13 protein-coding genes are annotated in these 16,952 nt (G+C 63.8%); 7 read left to right on the top strand and 6 right to left on the bottom strand.

All coding sequences use genetic code 11. The annotated features are described in order from the left end of the window. Nucleotides 1-4 precede the first annotated feature (4 nt). The 3 genes from AC57B1_RS10470 to AC57B1_RS10460 all read left to right on the top strand — a co-directional run bounded on the left by AC57B1_RS10470 (nucleotide 5) and on the right by AC57B1_RS10460 (nucleotide 2,012). Entirely contained in the window at nucleotides 5-472 is a 468-nt protein-coding gene (locus tag AC57B1_RS10470) for a hypothetical protein (RefSeq protein ID WP_408353109.1), read from the top strand. A gap of 131 nt (nucleotides 473-603) precedes the next feature. Continuing rightward, nucleotides 604-1,182, top strand: coding sequence for a hypothetical protein (locus tag AC57B1_RS10465; protein WP_286162016.1), 579 nt, complete (start codon nucleotides 604-606; stop codon nucleotides 1,180-1,182). Nucleotides 1,183-1,274: 92 nt separating this feature from the next. After that, on the top strand, nucleotides 1,275-2,012 hold the full coding sequence (locus AC57B1_RS10460) for a response regulator (RefSeq protein ID WP_408353111.1): 738 nt from the start codon (nucleotides 1,275-1,277) through the stop codon (nucleotides 2,010-2,012). Nucleotides 2,013-2,088: 76 nt separating this feature from the next. On the opposite strand, the gene AC57B1_RS10455 is transcribed toward AC57B1_RS10460, so the two are convergent. From AC57B1_RS10455 to AC57B1_RS10445, 3 genes are all read right to left on the bottom strand, one after another. Continuing rightward, complete coding sequence (locus AC57B1_RS10455) at nucleotides 2,089-2,760, bottom strand: flagellar basal body L-ring protein FlgH (protein ID WP_408353165.1); 672 nt, start codon at nucleotides 2,758-2,760, stop codon at nucleotides 2,089-2,091. A gap of 77 nt (nucleotides 2,761-2,837) precedes the next feature. Beyond that, nucleotides 2,838-3,554: a hypothetical protein gene (locus AC57B1_RS10450; protein ID WP_496417473.1), complete on the bottom strand. Its 717-nt coding sequence runs from the start codon at nucleotides 3,552-3,554 to the stop codon at nucleotides 2,838-2,840. 3 nt (nucleotides 3,555-3,557) lie between these two features. Next, nucleotides 3,558-3,725, bottom strand: coding sequence for a DUF6726 family protein (locus AC57B1_RS10445; protein WP_216668815.1), 168 nt, complete (start codon nucleotides 3,723-3,725; stop codon nucleotides 3,558-3,560). A gap of 638 nt (nucleotides 3,726-4,363) precedes the next feature. Here AC57B1_RS10445 and AC57B1_RS10440 point away from each other — a divergent pair. Then, nucleotides 4,364-5,104 (top strand): response regulator, encoded by a 741-nt coding sequence (locus tag AC57B1_RS10440; RefSeq protein ID WP_408353115.1) that lies wholly within the window; start codon nucleotides 4,364-4,366, stop codon nucleotides 5,102-5,104. Further along, complete coding sequence (locus tag AC57B1_RS10435; RefSeq protein ID WP_496417472.1) at nucleotides 5,101-6,372, top strand: ATP-binding protein; 1,272 nt, start codon at nucleotides 5,101-5,103, stop codon at nucleotides 6,370-6,372. The genes AC57B1_RS10440 and AC57B1_RS10435 overlap by 4 nt, the downstream gene beginning before the upstream one ends. 158 nt (nucleotides 6,373-6,530) lie before the next feature. Here the strand turns inward: AC57B1_RS10435 and AC57B1_RS10430 are convergent, their stop codons facing one another. After that, nucleotides 6,531-7,478, bottom strand: coding sequence for a tyrosine-protein phosphatase (locus AC57B1_RS10430; protein WP_496417471.1), 948 nt, complete (start codon nucleotides 7,476-7,478; stop codon nucleotides 6,531-6,533). Between the two features lie 229 nt (nucleotides 7,479-7,707). On the opposite strand from AC57B1_RS10430, the gene AC57B1_RS10425 reads away from it, so the two are divergent. Next, nucleotides 7,708-8,967: an MFS transporter gene (locus tag AC57B1_RS10425; RefSeq protein WP_408185636.1), complete on the top strand. Its 1,260-nt coding sequence runs from the start codon at nucleotides 7,708-7,710 to the stop codon at nucleotides 8,965-8,967. 17 nt (nucleotides 8,968-8,984) lie between these two features. Beyond that, entirely contained in the window at nucleotides 8,985-10,259 is a 1,275-nt protein-coding gene (locus AC57B1_RS10420) for a D-amino acid dehydrogenase (protein WP_408301879.1), read from the top strand. Between the two features lie 164 nt (nucleotides 10,260-10,423). Here AC57B1_RS10420 and AC57B1_RS10415 read toward each other — a convergent pair whose 3' ends face one another. Together AC57B1_RS10415 and AC57B1_RS10410 are read right to left on the bottom strand one after the other, a co-directional pair. Then, a complete protein-coding gene (locus tag AC57B1_RS10415; protein WP_496417470.1) occupies nucleotides 10,424-11,893 on the bottom strand; it encodes a glutamate synthase subunit beta in 1,470 nt (489 codons plus the stop codon). A gap of 122 nt (nucleotides 11,894-12,015) precedes the next feature. Then, on the bottom strand, nucleotides 12,016-16,719 hold the full coding sequence (locus AC57B1_RS10410; protein WP_496417469.1) for a glutamate synthase-related protein: 4,704 nt from the start codon (nucleotides 16,717-16,719) through the stop codon (nucleotides 12,016-12,018). Nucleotides 16,720-16,952: the final 233 nt, after the last annotated feature.

Below are 16,952 nucleotides of genomic sequence, written 5' to 3'. Positions count from 1 at the left end.
CGACATGTCATTCGATCGCCGCTCCCATCCTTTGACCCCGCGTCTCGCGCTTGCGCTCGGCGCGCTGCTCGTCACGAGCGCCGCTTATGCGGCACAAGCGAACCAGGCCAACCCGGCTAACGAGCCCGCCGACGTTTGCCCCGCGCTCAAGCACATCGTCGACGCCACTGATTTCCGGCAGTTGCAGACCCAAGCCGCCGCACAACTGCCTGGCACCGAAAGCGCCGACGACTGCCGCGCCAACTCGCACGCCTACGACTGCCACTGGCGCGCGCACTGGCAAGCGGACGGCGTCGTCTCCGATCCGCTGGAAGAATTCGGCGCCGACATCGCTGCCTGCTTCCCGAACGTCGTGCACGACATCAATACGCCGACGCGCCAGCATTTCATCGTGACCACCCCCGCGCGGCGCGTCAGCGTCACGGCAAGCGTGCAAGGGCAAAACGAATTGCGCCTGCGCGTCACGCGCTGAACGTGAGCCTGATCGCCGTTGTCCGCTGTGATTTACGGAATTCACCGACCGTCACCTGGCGCCGCCTCATGACCTTCATGCCGAGCATGCCCGCCCACGCATTCACGCGAGCCCCGCGGGCTGCGTGGCGCATGTTGAAGCGTCCCTGCGCATGGCTCGCCGTCTCCGCCACGCTGGCGGTCGGCCTGAACGGCTGCGCGTGGACGCTGATTCAGGCCGCCGACGCCACCGGCTCGGTGATTCAGGCGGGCTACGCGATCGCGGCGAACTATTCATCGCCGACCTTCGTCAACGGCCGGCCGGCTGACTTGCGCAACGTCTGCATCGAAGTGAATCAGAACGTGTCGGTCGGCGATTTCGTGCCGGCGCTGCAACTCGCGCTCGACCGGCGCGGCATTCGTTCGGAAGTCTACAATCCGGGCACGTCGCCCGCCGGCTGCGAGGCGCGGCTCGTCTACAACGCCGCGATCGATTACGGCCGCCGTTCGTTCAGCGACGAAACGATCCAGTATCTGTCGATCATCGACCTGACGCTGATCCAGAACGGCCGTATTCTCGTCACCGCCCGCTATCAGACCGGCGGCCTGAACACCGACCGCTTCTCTTCGGCATCGACCAAGCTCAATGGCCTGATCGAGCGAATGGTCGTCGATCGAACCGACTTCTCTCGCCAGCCGCCGCAGACCATTCAGACTTCCCAGGCGAACTAGGCGCACAGATCGCTTGCTTTCTCTTACAGGGGAAAGGATTCGAAAGCGTGGCGCGCTTTGCTGCGCACGCGCGGTTCTCTAAGATGACCTGAATGAACCCATCCATTCTGGTCGTCGACGACGATCCCGTGATACGTGAACTCGTCAGCGGATATCTGCAAGGGCGCGGCTTCAAAGTCGACACGCTCGAACATGGCCTCGGCCTGCAGCGCAAATTGCAGGACGAGCGGCCCGACCTGATCGTCCTCGACATCATGATGCCGCAGCTCGACGGCATTAGCGCGTTGCGCGCGTTGCGCGTGGCCGGCGACGACATTCCCGTGATTCTGCTGACCGCGCGTGCCGATCCGATCGACCGCGTGATCGGCCTCGAACTCGGCGCGGACGACTATCTCGGCAAGCCCTTCGAACCGAGCGAACTGGTTGCGCGGATTCGCACCGTGCTGCGCCGTCGCAGCGTGATTGCTCCGAGCGCGCCGGAGCAGCGCGCGCCGTATCGCTTCGGCCGTTTCGAAGTGAATTTCCCGGCGCGCGAATTGCGTCACGAAGGCGAGCGCATTGCGCTGCGTTCGAGCGAATTCGCCATGCTCAAGATATTCGTCACCCACGCGATGACCGTGCTCACGCGCGCGCAGTTGCTGGAAAAACTGCACGGCAACAGCGAGATACATCGCAATCGCAGCCTTGATGTGTCGATCTGGCGTCTGCGCCGGCTGATCGAAGTCGATCCGTCCGAACCACGCTATGTGCAAACCGTGTGGGGACGCGGCTACGTGTTCGTGCCGGACGGTGAAATCGGCGCAGCCGAACGCGGCGCGCCGCTGGCCTAGCATGTGACGCGAGGTGCGATGGCTATCGCACCTCCTGGTTGGCAGATTCGCAATGAGTCGACGGCTCAGAACGTGCTCAGAACGTCAGCACGCTCATGAACATTCTTTGCAGCCAGCCCATGGTCGTGGCGTCGGACACCATCCCCACACCGGCCTGTTCGATACGCGCGTTCGCGACCTTGCTCGACGCCACGTAGTTGCCCGCTTCGATATCCTTAGGATTGACGATGCCCGACAGGCGCAACCTGTCGCGGTTCCCGCTCATCGCAATGACCTTCTCGCCCGACACCACGAGGTTGCCGGTCGACATCGTGCCGATCACCGTGACGGCGAGCGTGCCGCTCATGCCGCTGGCATCGGTGAGACTGCCCTGCCCTTTGTATTCGGTGCTCGCCGAGCCGATGTTGAACAGTCGCGCAAGGCGCGCGGCAGCATTGGTGGAATGGTCGGCGGCGTCGGCGGTAATGCTGCTCGAGCGGCTCGCCGCCGCGGTCGCGCTGTTATTGCCGCTATACGATTCCGAGAGACGGATCGTCAATACATCGCCGATATGTTGGGCACGCGGCGTCTCGTACAGGAGCAGCGGACTGCCGGCCTGATAGATCGCGCCTTGCGTGTTGACGTTCAGTGGCGCCGAGGCGAGCGGTGGCGCCATCGGCGTATCGACGATCGAGCTTTGCTGCGTGCTCCCGCAAGCCGCAACGCAGGTCGCCGCGCCTAGCGCGACAGTGAGACGCAGCGCAGTCATGCCCGCAGTCATACCTACTCCTTGGCCGGGTCGGCCGGGTTCGAAACGGGCCTTTCGGCCCCACTCAATGCCGCTCATCAACCAGCCTCCGCGCCGCTCGCCTGCCACTGCCGCACGACAGACTTCACCCACGCATCCGAGCCCTTCAGCAAATAGGTGAGCGTGCCGTTGCGTGTGCCCGGCAGAAAGCACAACGTGATCGAACTCACGGCGTTTTCCCAGACATACGTGGGCATCGCGCCCGACGACGCCGACACGGTACGCGTCGCGAGACGCGGCGGCCCGTATCGGTCCGCGAGCGCTTCGCGCAAGTCGTCGGCGGTGATCTCGTCGATCACGAAAGAAATCTCGTACAGACGCAGCGCGCTTTGTCCGTCCACACGCGCGAAACGCAGCACATGCTCCAGCGCGGGCGCGCCGTCGACCACCGCTTGCGACACCTCCCAGCCGTTGTCCGCGCGATGCGCCCAGCGACACGCCACCGTCAGGCTGTCATGCGACTTGAGCCGCATGCCGAGCGCGCCTGCCTGCACGTCCGTCTCGCAGACCGGCACGCTGCCGAGCGGCGTGGCCCGCACGGTCGAGCCGGCGCGGAATTCGTCGAGCGTGATGCCGAGCGCCACGCCTCGAAACGCGAACGGCGCGTCTGGCGAGCGCCGCCGCGCGTCGGCGGAAGGCTCTTTCGTTGCGGCACTCGCCGCACTCGCCTCCCGCACGAGCGGCTGCGCTTGCGCAGTCAGCGAGAACACGCCGCCCAGTAACGCCAGCGCGCAGGCAATCCGTTTGAGTGTCATGATTCAGTCGATGGCGGATGAACACATGTCGAACGGCGAGGCCGCGGCATGGCCAACCACCGGGATGATTTTCAGCGTGGCCGAAGTCAGCCGGCACGGCAGCGCGGCGACGGCGCAGCCACCCAGGGGTAGCAGCGCCGCGCCGAGCGTCAACCACGCGGCGACACGCATGAAGCGATGAAGGATTCTCGGGGTCGACACATGGGCCTCAGGACGTCAGGCTGTCGTATTGACATGGTGGCCGACGAGCCCGGCGGGCAGCGACGGCTGCGCCTGGCCGGCGGACTCCCGCGGCTGCGCAGCGGAGCCTGGGTTGCTGGCGGCTGCGGGCCTGCCTGCTGGCGGCGTCGCCGCCAGGGACGAAAAGCGGGTGGATGAGAGATTGCTGGGAACGGTCATGGTGAGCCTCGCGTGGCGCTAGGTTTCGATTTCACGCCGCCTGCCGTGGGCCCAAGGCGTTAGGCTGTTTTCAGCATGCGGCGCAACGTACTGCACGACGAATCATCCCGCCGGGCGTGCAGCGCCGATGCATGAAGGAAAGCGCGCTTTCCGGCGGTTCTTACGAGCCGTTGCGCGCCGTTGCGGCCGCTTCCAAACAGGCACAAATTCTTTCTTCGGAGGAATGTTGGCTATGCGAAAGGAGTGGCAGCATGGCAGCGCGCATTGCCGAACATGGCCGCGCTGAAATATGCCGAGAGCCTTGTGTGGCGGGCCTGACAAGCGCATCGCCCGCAGCGGCGCGGCGTGACGTAAGCATTGGTAAGAAAAGAGTCGGACGCGCGTTGCACGCGCCAGTCTAAAATTTCGCCATGAATCCACAGGTCCTCATCGTCGACGACGATCCGGTCGTACGCGATCTGCTTTGCAAGTTTCTGCAATCGAACGGCTTCGACGCGTCCGTGCTGCACGACGGCACCCATCTCCAGCGCCGGCTCGAGCGTGAACGGCCGTCGGTCGTCGTGCTCGACATCATGATGCCGAACACCGACGGCCTGCGCGCGCTCACCGCGCTGCGCGCCGCCGGCGACGACATTCCGGTGATCTTCGTGACGGCGCGCGGCACGGTGGCCGACCGCATTGTCGGGCTCTCGCTCGGCGCGGACGACTACCTCACCAAGCCGTTCGATCCACGCGAATTGCTCGCGCGCATCCACACCGTGCTGCGCCGGCGTGGGCCGTCCACCACGAGCGCGCCCGAATCCCGCAAGCCGTATCGCTTCGGCCCGTTCGAACTCGATTTCGCAACCCGTTCGCTGTGCCGGGACAATTCGAAGCTGCCGCTGCGCGACAGTGAGTTCGCGCTCCTGAAGATCTTCGTCAACAATCCGTACAAGGTGCTCTCGCGCGTGCTGATTCACGATCTCGTGCATCGCGACAACCTCGCTTTTCGCGACCGCAGCCTCGACGTGCCGATCTGGCGCCTGCGCCGCGTAATCGAAGACGATCCGTCCAATCCCTGCTACGTGCAGACGGTGCGCGGCAAAGGCTATGTGTTCGTGCCCGACGCCGACGGCACGCCGTTCGCCGACGAGGCCGCCTCAAGCGCATGAAAAACCCGCTGAACACGCTGTTCGGCAGAATGGCGTTACTCTCGGCAGCGGTGTTGTTCGCGATTCAGGCCGGCTGGTTCGTGCTGGTGGTAATGCAGCCGCCGCGTCATGAAATCGACGGTTTCGCGCGCGGCATTCTGCTCGTGCTGCAAGCCGTCAACGGCGAACCGATGAAAGGCGCCGCGCTCGCGCCCGCCATGCGCGTGCACCTCGTGCCCACCTGGAACATGCCGGCTAGCGTGCATCTGCAAGAGCCGACGCATCACCCGCTGGTCGAACTGAGCCGGCATCTGCGCGAGAATCTGCCGCCCGGCACCCGCATCGCCGTCGACGACCTGCGCCCGCCGCAGTTGTGGGTGTTGTTTCCAGGCAAATCGAACTGGGTCGTCGTGCCGGTCGACGTTCCGCCGCGCCCGCGCTTTCTGATCGAATCGATTTCGATGCTGCTCGCCGCGTTGATCCTTTCCGTGTTCGTCGCGTGGCAGATGCAGCGGCCACTGTCGCGCGTCGCCGACGCCGCGCGGGCGTTCGGCTCGGGCGGCCGCCCGGAACCCGTAACGGTGCAAGGCCCACGCGAATTGCGCGACCTGATCGGTTCGTTCAACGACATGATGCGGCGCCTGAACGAAGCCGGCGACGACCAGGCCGTGATGCTGGCCGGCGTCGCGCACGATCTGAAAGCGCCGCTCACGCGCCTGAAGTTGCGCGCGAGCGTATTGGTGGCGGAAAACGAACGCGCCGGTCTGATCCGCGATGTCGACTCGCTGACCAACATCGTCCAGCAGTTTCTCGAATTCGCAGGCCAGTCCGCCGAAGCCGGGCCGCCGGTCGAAGTCGACGAATTTCTGCAGGAACAGTTCTCCGCCAGCGACAGCACCGAAACGCCGCTGTTCACGCTCGATCTGCGCGCCGGTTCGTCGTTTACGCTGCCGCGCACATTGCTCGACCGGCTGGTCACGAATCTGGTCGATAACGCGCTCGAACATGGCACTCCGCCCGTCGATATCGGCACCGCGCGCCACGATGGCCATTGGATGATCAGCGTGCGCGATCACGGCCCCGGCATTCCCGACGACCGCATCGCGGCCGCCATGAAGCCGTTCGTGCGACTCGACGCCGCGCGTGGCGGCGAAGGCCATTGCGGCCTAGGCCTCGCGATCGTCGCGCGGCTCGCGCACCATCGCGGCGGACGCTGTCATGTGCGCAATCACGCGCAGGGCGGTCTGGAAGTGCGGATCGAATTGCCCGTGGTGCAGGCGCTGGCGTGAGCGCGGCCGGACGCGCTTACGCGCCCTTACTGGAGGGTCTTTCACAGGCGCGGCGGCTTTATAGTCGCCCCCGGCAACCTCGATGCCGCCCTTCTCTATCCGCCCTGTCGTTTGGGGCGGTTTTTTTTTGCCTTCGGTGAACGCAAGGCTCCTGTGGTTCAGATCACGAGGCGGCTCCGCAAGGTATCGATCGTCGCCTGCGAGAGGCCGAGGCCTCGTGTCAGATAGCTCGACATCGTCCCGTAGCTCGACTGCACCTGATCGAACCCGGCCTGCAGATAATTTTCCTGAACACTCAACAACGGCGCCTGGACCGAAGCGACAACGTCGCCGGCCTGCGCGCGCAGCGCGTCGGTTTGCGCCTTGATCCACGGCGCCAGATAGACGTTGCTCAACAGATAGTCCCGCATGATCACGTCGAGCGGCACGTTCGCGATGCTGAGCAGGAGCGCGGCGACCCAACCCGCGCGATCCTTACCCGCGCTTGAGTGAAGCAGTTGCGCGCCGGGACCATCGGCCAGACTTGTTAGGAGCCCACCGTAAGCGGCGCGCTGGGCAGTGCCGGTGACGTAGCCGCGCGCCTGCGCTTCCATGAACGCGACCGCGGCCGCCGACGTGTCGAAGGCCGGCGCGACGAAGTCGGCGGTGCCCAGCACGTTGAGCGTCTGAGCTGTCGCACCACCCGGCAGAATATCGGCGGTTCGCGCGATTTCCGCCGGCGTGCGCAGATCGTAGACCGAGGCAATGCCGAGCCGGTCGATCGTGGCCTGGTCGGCGGCGTCCAGCGTCAATACGTTCGCGCGATAGAACACGCCGCGGCGCATCTGCCTGCCGTCGACGGTCGGATACGGTGCGGCTCCGGCGACGTCGCGGAAATTGCTAACCGACGCGAGGCGCGGCGTTGCCGGCGAATCATCGCTGAGGTTGCCGCCGCCGCACGCGGACAGCAGCGAGCCGCCAACCCCGGAAATCAGCAGAACGCCGGCTGAGCGCTTCAGAAAGCACCGGCGCGATGCCATGGTCTCGTGGGCCGATATCTGCGGTGTCCGCACAAACGTGCTCGCGGAGAGACGGGACGGCGAGCAGTTTTTTGCGGTGGCGGGCATTAGGCGTGGCTGGCGCGGAGGTGAGAGGCGGAGAAGGCGAGTCGCAGCATCGGCGCTGCGCACGCAGTGTAACCACGCTCGATATATTTTGGGTTACACGGTAGTAGTTGGTAAGGAACGCGGGCCATTTTTGAGCATGACTGGCCCCACTATCCTCCGCCCCGTAGAATACAAACACCCCACCTTCGTGCCCACGGCCGGCCGACAAGTCCTGGAGACCACAACAAAAATGCCTTCTCTCCAATGGTTCACCGAACTGACCCAGCGCGAGCGCCGCACCCTGTACGCCGGATTCGGCGGCTACGCAGTCGATGCCTTCGACTTCATGATTTACTCCTTCCTCATTCCGACGCTGATCGCGACATGGGGCATGACCAAGAGCGAAGCCGGCATGATCGCCACCAGTTCGCTGATCTCGTCGGCGGTGGGCGGCTGGCTCGCCGGCATTCTCGCCGACCGCTATGGCCGCATCCGCGTGCTGCAGTGGACCATCGCCACTTTCGCGCTATTTACCTTTCTGTCCGGCTTCACTCATTCGTTCTGGCAACTGCTCACCACGCGCACGTTGCAGGGCATCGGCTTCGGCGGTGAATGGTCGGTCGTGACGATCATGATGGCCGAAACCATTCGCTCGCCTCAGCATCGCGCGAAAGCCGTGGGCACCGTGCAAAGCAGCTGGTCGTTCGGCTGGGCGGCTGCGGCGATCATTTACTGGGCCTTCTTCGCCCTGCTGCCGGAACAGTACGCATGGCGCGCATGCTTCTGGATCGGCCTGCTGCCCGCGGCGTGGATCATCTACATTCGCCGCAACGTGAGCGATCCGGATATCTTTCTCGAAACGCGCCGGGCCCGCGAAAGTGGTTTCGACACCTCGCACTTCCTGCAAATCTTCTCGGCCGCTCACCTCAGAACCACCCTGCTCGGCAGCGCGCTGTGCACCGGCATGCTCGGCGGCTATTACGCAATTACTACCTGGCTGCCAACGTATTTGAAGACCGTGCGCCATCTGTCGGTGTTCAACACGAGTGGCTATCTGATCGTGCTGATCGTCGGCTCGTTCACGGGGTATATCGTCGGCGCCATTCTGTGCGACAAGATCGGCCGGCGCGCGTCGTTCGTGCTGTTCGCCATCGGCTCGTTCGTGCTCGGCATGGTCTACACCATGCTGCCCATTACCGACGGCATGATGCTCGCGCTCGGCTTTCCGCTCGGCATCGTGGTGCAAGGGATTTTCGCGGGCGTGGGTGCCTATCTGTCGGAGCTCTATCCGAATGCGATACGCGGCTCGGGACAAGGCTTCTGCTACAACCTCGGGCGCGGACTCGGCTCGTTCTTTCCAATTCTGGTCGGTACCCTGTCGCAAACCATGACGCTGGTGAAGGCAATGGGCATCGTGGCGGGCTCCGGTTATCTGCTCGTGATCGTCGCCGCGGTGTGTCTGCCCGAGACCAAGGGCAAGGTGCTCGGGGCTACCCGCCCTGCCGCCTGAATCCGCCGTACACACACATGAAAACGATTGTTCTGGGCGGCGGCGTGATCGGCGTCGCCACCGCTTTTTACCTGCGCCAGCAGGGCTGCGAAGTCACCGTGATCGAGCGCGAGCCGGACGTCGCGCTCTCCACCAGCTTCGGCAATGCGGGCGTGATCGCGCCGGGCTATGTGACGCCTTGGGCCGCGCCCGGCATGCCGGCGAAGATTCTCAAATACCTGTTCAAGCCAGCCTCGCCGCTGATCTTCCGCCCGACCTTCGACCCGGCCCAGTGGCGCTGGATTGCGCGCTGGCTGCGTGAATGCGATCTCGAACGGTTTCGCGTCAACAAGCAGCGCATGCAGCGTATTGCCTACTACAGCCGCGAGTCTCTGCACGAATTCCGCAGCCGCCATCCGTTCGACTATGGCCGCAGCCAGGGCTATCTGCAGTTGTTCCGCAGCGAGTACGACGTCGAACTCGCGCAGCCGGCGCTCGCCGTGCTGCGTGACGCCGGGATTGCGCATCGGGAAGTCAGCGCGGCGCAGTGTGTCGAGATCGAGCCGGGCTTGCGCTGGGCGCGTCAGGCGCCGCTCGCGGGCCTCTATCTGCCCGACGACGAAGCCGGCGATTGCGCCCGCTTCACCCGTGAACTGCGCGCAATCTGCGAGCGCAACGACGTGCGCTTTCGTTTTGACACGCGCGTCACGTCGCTCGATGTGCAAGGCGGTGCGGTGCGCGCGGTGCGTATCGAGAGCGAGCGCGGCGCGGAGATGCTGCATGCGGATGCGGTAGTGGTGGCGCTGGGCGTCGACAGTGCCACGCTGCTCGCGCGGCTTGGTGTGAAGGTGCCGCTTTATCCCGTGAAAGGCTATTCGGCGACGCTGCCCGTCACCGATGACGAGAAAGCCCCGCACGCCGCGCTGATGGACGAATCGCTGAAAACGGCGATTACACGCTTCGGCGACAACCTGCGGGTGGCCGGCACCGCCGAACTCGGCAATCGTGAAACCACCTTGCGCGAACAGGCCCTGCAAACGCTGATGAAAGTGCTCAGCGACTGGTTCCCGCACGCGGCCAATCCCACGTCCGCGCATTTCTGGGTGGGCCGCCGTCCGATGACACCCGATGGCGCGCCGCTACTCGGCCCGTCCGGCATCGAGAAACTGTGGTTGAACCTCGGGCACGGCTCGACGGGCTGGGCGATGTCGATGGGTTCGGGGCGCGTGGTCGCGGATCTGATCACGCACCGCAAGCCGGAGATCGATCTGGACGGACTGACGTTGGCGCGCTATCGCAAGTCAGGCACGTAGCGTCGTTGCGCGCCGAAATAGAAAAGCCGGGTCACCCTCTCAGGTGCCCGGCTTTGTTTTTTCACCGCTCGATGCGCCGCTGACGCGGCACAGTGTCGTCTCCACCTCTTCCTGCAAGCAGTGGCCGGTTCTGGCGCCAAGGCGCAAAAACCGGCCGGAGACGTTTAGCGCGGCAGTTCCGAATGACCCATCAGGAACGCGTCGACGGAACGCGCGCACTGGCGGCCTTCGCGAATCGCCCACACCACCAGCGACTGGCCGCGACGCATGTCGCCCGCGGTGAACACCTTGTCCACCGACGTGTAATACGCCTTGTCGCCTTCGGTCGGCGAACGCACGTTGCCACGCGCATCCTTGTCGACGCCGAACGCTTCCAGCACCGGCGACACCGGCTGCGTAAAGCCCATGGCGAGCAGCACCAGATCGGCCTTCATTTCGAATTCCGAGTTCGGCACTTCCTGCATCTTGCCGTCCTTCCATTCGACGCGCGCCGCGATCAGCTTCTCGACCTTGCCGTTCTTGCCTTCGAGACGCTTGGTCGCGACCGCCCAATCACGCGAGCAGCCTTCGTCATGCGACGACGACGTGCGCAGCTTGATCGGCCAGTAAGGCCACACGAGCGGCTTGTTCTCTTCTTCCGGCGGCTGCGGCAGCAGTTCGAATTGCGTGACGCTCTTCGCGCCATGACGATTCGACGTGCCCACGCAGTCCGAACCCGTATCGCCGCCGCCGATCACGACCACATGCTTGCCTTTCGCGAGCAACTGGTTCGCGACCTTGTCGCCGGCATTGACCTTGTTCTGTTGCGGCAGGAATTCCATCGCGTAGTGGATGCCTTCCAGCTCACGGCCCGGCACCGGCAGATCGCGCGGCGTTTCCGAGCCGCCCGCGATCACGACCGCGTCGAACTCTTCCTTCAACTGATCCGGCGTGATGGTTTCCTTCGCCGTGTTGCCGATATAGGCCGGCAGCGAATCCGCTTTACCGATGAACACGTTGGCGCGGAACGTCACGCCTTCGGCTTCCATCTGGCGCATGCGGCGATCGATCAGCCACTTCTCCAGCTTGAAGTCGGGAATGCCGTAACGCAGCAACCCGCCGATGCGGTCGTTCTTTTCGAACACGGTGACATCGTGCCCCGCGCGCGCGAGTTGCTGCGCGACGGCCAACCCAGCGGGGCCGGATCCGACCACGGCGACCTTCTTGCCGGTCTTGTGCTTCGGCGGCAACGGCGCGACCCAGCCTTCGGTCCATGCCTTGTCGATGATCGCGTGCTCGATCGACTTGATGCCGACCGGGTCGTTGTTAATGCCGAGCGTGCACGCCGCTTCGCACGGTGCCGGGCAGATGCGGCCCGTGAACTCGGGGAAGTTATTGGTGGAGTGCAGCACTTCAATCGCGTTCTTCCAATCCTGATGGAACACCAGGTCGTTGAAGTCCGGAATGATGTTGTTCACCGGGCAGCCGTTGTTGCAAAACGGAATGCCGCAGTCCATGCAACGTGCGCCTTGAATCTTGGCTTCGTCGTCGGTCAATGCGGCGACGAATTCCTTGTAGTGCTTCACACGCGTGAGCGGAGCTTCGTACGCCTCGTGGCGGCGTTCGAACTCGAGAAAACCGGTTGCCTTGCCCATGTGGTTCTCTTCTCTATCTAATCAAGGTGGGGTGATCTACACCCGCCGCGCGGCACCGTGAATCGGTCGCACGCGGCGGGTACGGCTAAAGGTGACGTCTTGCTGATGAACAGCGTTGCGAATCAGGCGGCCAGCACTTCCTTGTTCGCCTTCTTCGCGGCCATTTCGCCCAGCGCGCGCTTGTATTCGGTCGGGAACACCTTCACGAATTGACGGCGCGACGCGTCCCAGTTTTCGAGCAGCGCTTTTGCACGCGGCGAGCCCGTGAACTGGAAGTGACGCTCGATGAGTCCCTTGAGCAGCGCTTCGTCGGTCGTGCCGGTGTGCCACAGGCCCTTGTCGACCGTGCGTTCCTGTTCGGCCGTTTGCAAGACCGGATCGAGCGCAACCATCGACTTGTTGCATTTGCCCGCGAACGAGTTGTCCGGGTCGTACACGTAGGCGATGCCGCCCGACATGCCAGCCGCGAAGTTACGGCCCGTTTCGCCGAGCACGACCACCGTGCCGCCCGTCATGTATTCGCAACCGTGGTCGCCCGTGCCTTCGACAACTGCCGTCGCGCCCGAGTTACGCACGCAGAAACGCTCGCCTGCCACGCCGCGGAAGAACGACTCGCCTTCGATCGCGCCGTACATCACCGTGTTGCCGCAGATGATGTTCTCTTCCGACTTGCCGCGGAAATCGTTGGTCGGACGGATGATGATGCGGCCGCCCGACAGGCCCTTGCCTACGTAGTCGTTGCCGTCGCCGACCAGATCCAGCGTGATGCCCTTCGCGAGGAACGCGCCGAAGCTCTGACCCGCGGTGCCCTTCAACTGGATGTGAATCGTGTCGTCGGGCAGGCCGTCGTGGCCGTACTTCTTCGCGATCGTGCCGGACAGCATCGCGCCGACCGTACGGTTCACGTTGCGCACCGGCTGGATGAACGAGACGTGCTCGCCCTTCTCGATCGCCGCCTTCGCCTTCTCGATCAGCGTATGGTCGAGTGCCTTGTCCAGACCATGGTCCTGCACGTCGACATGCTTGCGCGCCACTTCCGCCGAGACTTGCGGCTGATAGAACACACGCGAGAAGTCGAGACCCTTCGCCTTCCAGTGCTCGATGCCCTTCTTCGTATCGAGCAGTTCGGCGTGGCCGACCAGATCTTCGAACTTGCGAATGCCCAGTTGCGCCATGATTTCGCGCGCTTCTTCTGCAACGAAGAAGAAGAAGTTCACGACGTGTTCCGGCTGACCCTGGAACTTCGCACGCAGCACCGGATCTTGCGTCGCGACGCCGACCGGGCAGGTGTTCAGGTGACACTTGCGCATCATGATGCAGCCTTCGACGACGAGCGGCGCCGTCGCGAAACCGAACTCGTCCGCGCCGAGCAGCGCGCCGATCACGACGTCGCGGCCGGTCTTCATCTGACCGTCGGCCTGCACGCGGATACGGCCGCGCAACTGGTTCAGCACCAGCGTTTGCTGCGTTTCGGCCAGACCCAGTTCCCACGGCGTGCCGGCATGCTTCACCGACGACAGCGGCGACGCGCCCGTGCCGCCATCATGACCGGCGATCACGACGTGATCGGCCTTGGCCTTGGCCACACCTGCGGCAACCGTGCCGACGCCCGATTCGGACACCAGCTTCACCGAGACGCTGGCCGCCGAGTTGGCGTTCTTCAGATCGTGGATCAGCTGCGCCAGATCTTCGATCGAGTAGATGTCGTGGTGCGGCGGCGGCGAAATCAGGCCGACGCCCGGCACCGAGTAACGCAGCTTGCCGATGTATTCCGACACCTTGTGGCCCGGCAGCTGACCGCCTTCACCCGGCTTCGCGCCCTGCGCCATCTTGATCTGGATCTGATCAGCGGACGCGAGGTATTCCGCCGTCACGCCGAAACGGCCCGACGCCACCTGCTTGATCTTCGAGCGCAGCGAATCGCCCGCCTTCAGCGGAATGTCCACGATCACTTCGTCGCCGATCACGGACTTCATCGTGTCGCCGTTCTTGATCGGAATGCCGCGCAACTCGTTGCGGTAACGGTTCACGTCCTCGCCGCCTTCACCCGTGTTCGACTTGCCGCCGATACGGTTCATGGCGATTGCCAGCGTGGCGTGAGCCTCCGTGCTGATCGAGCCCAGCGACATTGCACCGGTGGCGAAACGCTTGACGATTTCCTTCGCCGGTTCGACTTCGTCGAGCGGGATAGCCTTGGTCGGATCGAACTTGAATTCGAACAGGCCGCGGAACGTCATGTGGCGCTTCGTCTGATCGTTGATCAGATGCGCGTATTCCTTGTACGTCTGGTACGAGTTGCTGCGCGCCGAGTGTTGCAGCTTGGCGATCGCGTCCGGCGTCCACATATGTTCTTCGCCGCGCACGCGGTATGCGTATTCGCCGCCTGCGTCGAGCATGTTGGCGAGAATCGGGTTGTCGCCGAACGCTTCGCGGTGCAGACGGATCGCTTCTTCCGCCACGTCGAACAGGCCGATGCCGCCCACCTTCGACGAGGTGCCCTTGAAGTACTTCACCACCAGGTCTTCAGCCAGGCCGACCGCTTCGAAAATCTGCGCGCCGGTGTACGACATGTAGGTCGAAATGCCCATCTTCGACATGACCTTCATCAGGCCCTTGCCGACTGCCTTGGTGAAGTTGTAGACCGCCTTTTCCGGCGACAGGTCGCCCTTCAGGCCGGCTGCGAGCTGGCCCAGCGTTTCCATTGCGAGGTACGGGTGCACGGCTTCCGCGCCGTAGCCCGCGAGCAGCGCGAATTGGTGCGTTTCACGCGCTGAGCCGGTTTCGACGACCAGACCCGTGCTCGTGCGCAGACCTTGCTGCACGAGGTGCGTGTGGATCGCGGCGGTGGCCAGCAGCGCCGGAATCGCCACGTTGTCGCGATCGGTCTTGCGGTCCGACACGATCAGCATGTTGTAGCCGGACTTGACCGCGTCCACGGCTTCCGCGCACAGCGAGGCGAGGCGTGCTTCGATGCCTTCCTTGCCCCACGCCACCGGATAGCAGATGTTCAGTTCATACGAGCTGAACTTGCCGCCCGTGTACTGATCGATCTCGCGGATCTTCGCGATGTCCTTGAAGTCAAGCACCGGCTGCGACACTTCGAGACGCATCGGCGGGTTGATGTTGTTCGTGTCGAGCAGGTTCGGCTTCGGACCGACGAACGACACCAGCGACATCACCATGTTTTCGCGGATCGGGTCGATCGGCGGGTTCGTCACTTGCGCGAACAGCTGCTTGAAGTAGTGATACAGCGTCTTGTTCTTGTTGGACATGACCGCCAGCGGCGAGTCGTTGCCCATCGAACCGACCGCTTCTTCGCCGGCTTGCGCCATCGGCGCCATCAGGAACTTGAGGTCTTCCTGCGTGTAGCCGAACGCCTGCTGGCGATCCAGCAGCGCGGCGGGCTCGCGGCGTTCCGTGGCGACGTCTTCGGCCTTTGCCTCGATCTCGTCGAGCTTGATGCGCACGGCGTCGATCCAGCTCTTGTACGGCTTGGCGTTCGCGAGGTTGTCCTTGAGCTCCTTGTCGTCGATGATGCGGCCGTGCTCCATGTCGATCAGGAACATCTTGCCCGGCTGCAGACGCCACTTCTTGACGATCTTCGACTCGGGAATGGGCAGCGTGCCGGCTTCCGACGCCATGATGACGAGGTCGTCGTCCGTAATGATGTAGCGCGCCGGACGCAGGCCGTTACGGTCGAGCGTCGCGCCGATCTGGCGGCCGTCGGTGAAGGCGATTGCAGCGGGGCCATCCCACGGCTCCATCATCGCGGCGTGGTATTCGTAGAACGCGCGGCGGTTGTCATCCATCAGCGTGTGTTGTTCCCAGGCTTCCGGGATCATCATCATCATTGCGTGGACGAGCGGGTAGCCGGCCATCACCAGCAGTTCGAGACAGTTGTCGAACGAGGCGGTGTCCGATTGGCCCGGATAGATCAGCGGCCAGAGCTTCGGCAGGTCGTCGCCGAGCACGTGCGATGCGATCGCGCCGGTACGGGCGTTGAGCCAGTTCACGTTGCCCTTGACCGTGTTGATTTCGCCGTTGTGGGCGATCATGCGGTACGGGTGAGCCAGTTCCCACGCGGGGAACGTGTTGGTCGAGAAGCGTTGGTGCACCAGCGCCAGCGCCGACACCGTGCGCTCGTCCTGCAGGTCGCGGTAGTACACGCCGACCTGGCCGGCCAGCAGCAGGCCCTTATAGACGACCGTGCGCGCCGAGCACGACGGCACGAAATACTCCTTGCCGTGCTTGAGCTTGAGCGCCTGGATGCGGTGGCTCGCGGTCTTGCGGATGATGTACAGCTTCCGCTCGAGCGCGTCGGTCACCATGATGTCCTTGCCGCGGCCGATGAAGATCTGGCGGATCAACGGCTCGCTCGCCTTGACGGTAGGCGAAATCGGCATGGTGTGGTCGACCGGCACATCGCGCCAGCCCAGCACGACCTGGCCTTCGGCCTTCACCGTGCGTTCCAGCTCCTGCTCACAGGCGAGACGCGAAGCGTGTTCTTTCGGCAGAAAGACCATGCCGACACCGTATTCGCCGTGCGGCGGCAGCACCACGCCCTGCTTGGCCATTTCCTCGCGATAGAAGCCGTCCGGGATCTGGATCAGGATGCCCGCGCCGTCGCCCATCAGCGGATCGGCGCCGACAGCGCCCCGGTGGTCGAGGTTCTCGAGAATCTTCAGGCCCTGCTCGATGATCTCGTGGCTTTTCTTGCCCTTGATGTGAGCGACGAAGCCGACGCCGCAGGCGTCATGCTCGTTTTGCGGGTCGTACAGACCTTGCGCGGCGGGAACCGGATGGATCGGTTGCTGGTGGTCGTTCATGGGGACACCGTCTGTAAGGGGCCGGACAGGCCGTTAAACCGTTTTTCTATTGCCGCAGTGCGATTCACAACCGCGTTCGCGACCGCGACGGCGCGCTCAACGCTCGATGCTACGCGTGTCAAAAAGCGCCGGAATTCGGAATATACGCGACGAATCAATGGAATAGCAAATAAAACATGATGATTGAACCCCAATTATCAAGTTGGTGCATTGCGGCTATTTTTTATTGGTGC

The organism is Paraburkholderia sp. BGA-UO-ETr-F21 (assembly GCF_059567925.1).
Note: the sequence above shows the minus strand (reverse complement) of the source record. Positions and strands in the feature narration are given on the sequence as shown.

Bases quoted from the DNA above. Each gene is read 5' to 3' on its own strand.
- AC57B1_RS10460 (WP_408353111.1), top strand. From the start codon at position 1,275: ATGAACCCATCCATTCTGGTCGTCGACGACGATCCCGTGATACGTGAA.
- AC57B1_RS10455 (WP_408353165.1), bottom strand. From the start codon at position 2,760: ATGACTGCGCTGCGTCTCACTGTCGCGCTAGGCGCGGCGACCTGCGTT.
- AC57B1_RS10440 (WP_408353115.1), top strand. From the start codon at position 4,364: ATGAATCCACAGGTCCTCATCGTCGACGACGATCCGGTCGTACGCGAT.
- AC57B1_RS10430 (WP_496417471.1), bottom strand. From the start codon at position 7,478: ATGCCCGCCACCGCAAAAAACTGCTCGCCGTCCCGTCTCTCCGCGAGC.
- AC57B1_RS10435 (WP_496417472.1), top strand. From the start codon at position 5,101: ATGAAAAACCCGCTGAACACGCTGTTCGGCAGAATGGCGTTACTCTCG.
- AC57B1_RS10450 (WP_496417473.1), bottom strand. From the start codon at position 3,554: ATGACACTCAAACGGATTGCCTGCGCGCTGGCGTTACTGGGCGGCGTG.
- AC57B1_RS10410 (WP_496417469.1), bottom strand. From the start codon at position 16,719: ATGAACGACCACCAGCAACCGATCCATCCGGTTCCCGCCGCGCAAGGT.
- AC57B1_RS10420 (WP_408301879.1), top strand. From the start codon at position 8,985: ATGAAAACGATTGTTCTGGGCGGCGGCGTGATCGGCGTCGCCACCGCT.
- AC57B1_RS10470 (WP_408353109.1), top strand. From the start codon at position 5: ATGTCATTCGATCGCCGCTCCCATCCTTTGACCCCGCGTCTCGCGCTT.
- AC57B1_RS10425 (WP_408185636.1), top strand. From the start codon at position 7,708: ATGCCTTCTCTCCAATGGTTCACCGAACTGACCCAGCGCGAGCGCCGC.
- AC57B1_RS10445 (WP_216668815.1), bottom strand. From the start codon at position 3,725: ATGCGTGTCGCCGCGTGGTTGACGCTCGGCGCGGCGCTGCTACCCCTG.
- AC57B1_RS10465 (WP_286162016.1), top strand. From the start codon at position 604: ATGTTGAAGCGTCCCTGCGCATGGCTCGCCGTCTCCGCCACGCTGGCG.
- AC57B1_RS10415 (WP_496417470.1), bottom strand. From the start codon at position 11,893: ATGGGCAAGGCAACCGGTTTTCTCGAGTTCGAACGCCGCCACGAGGCG.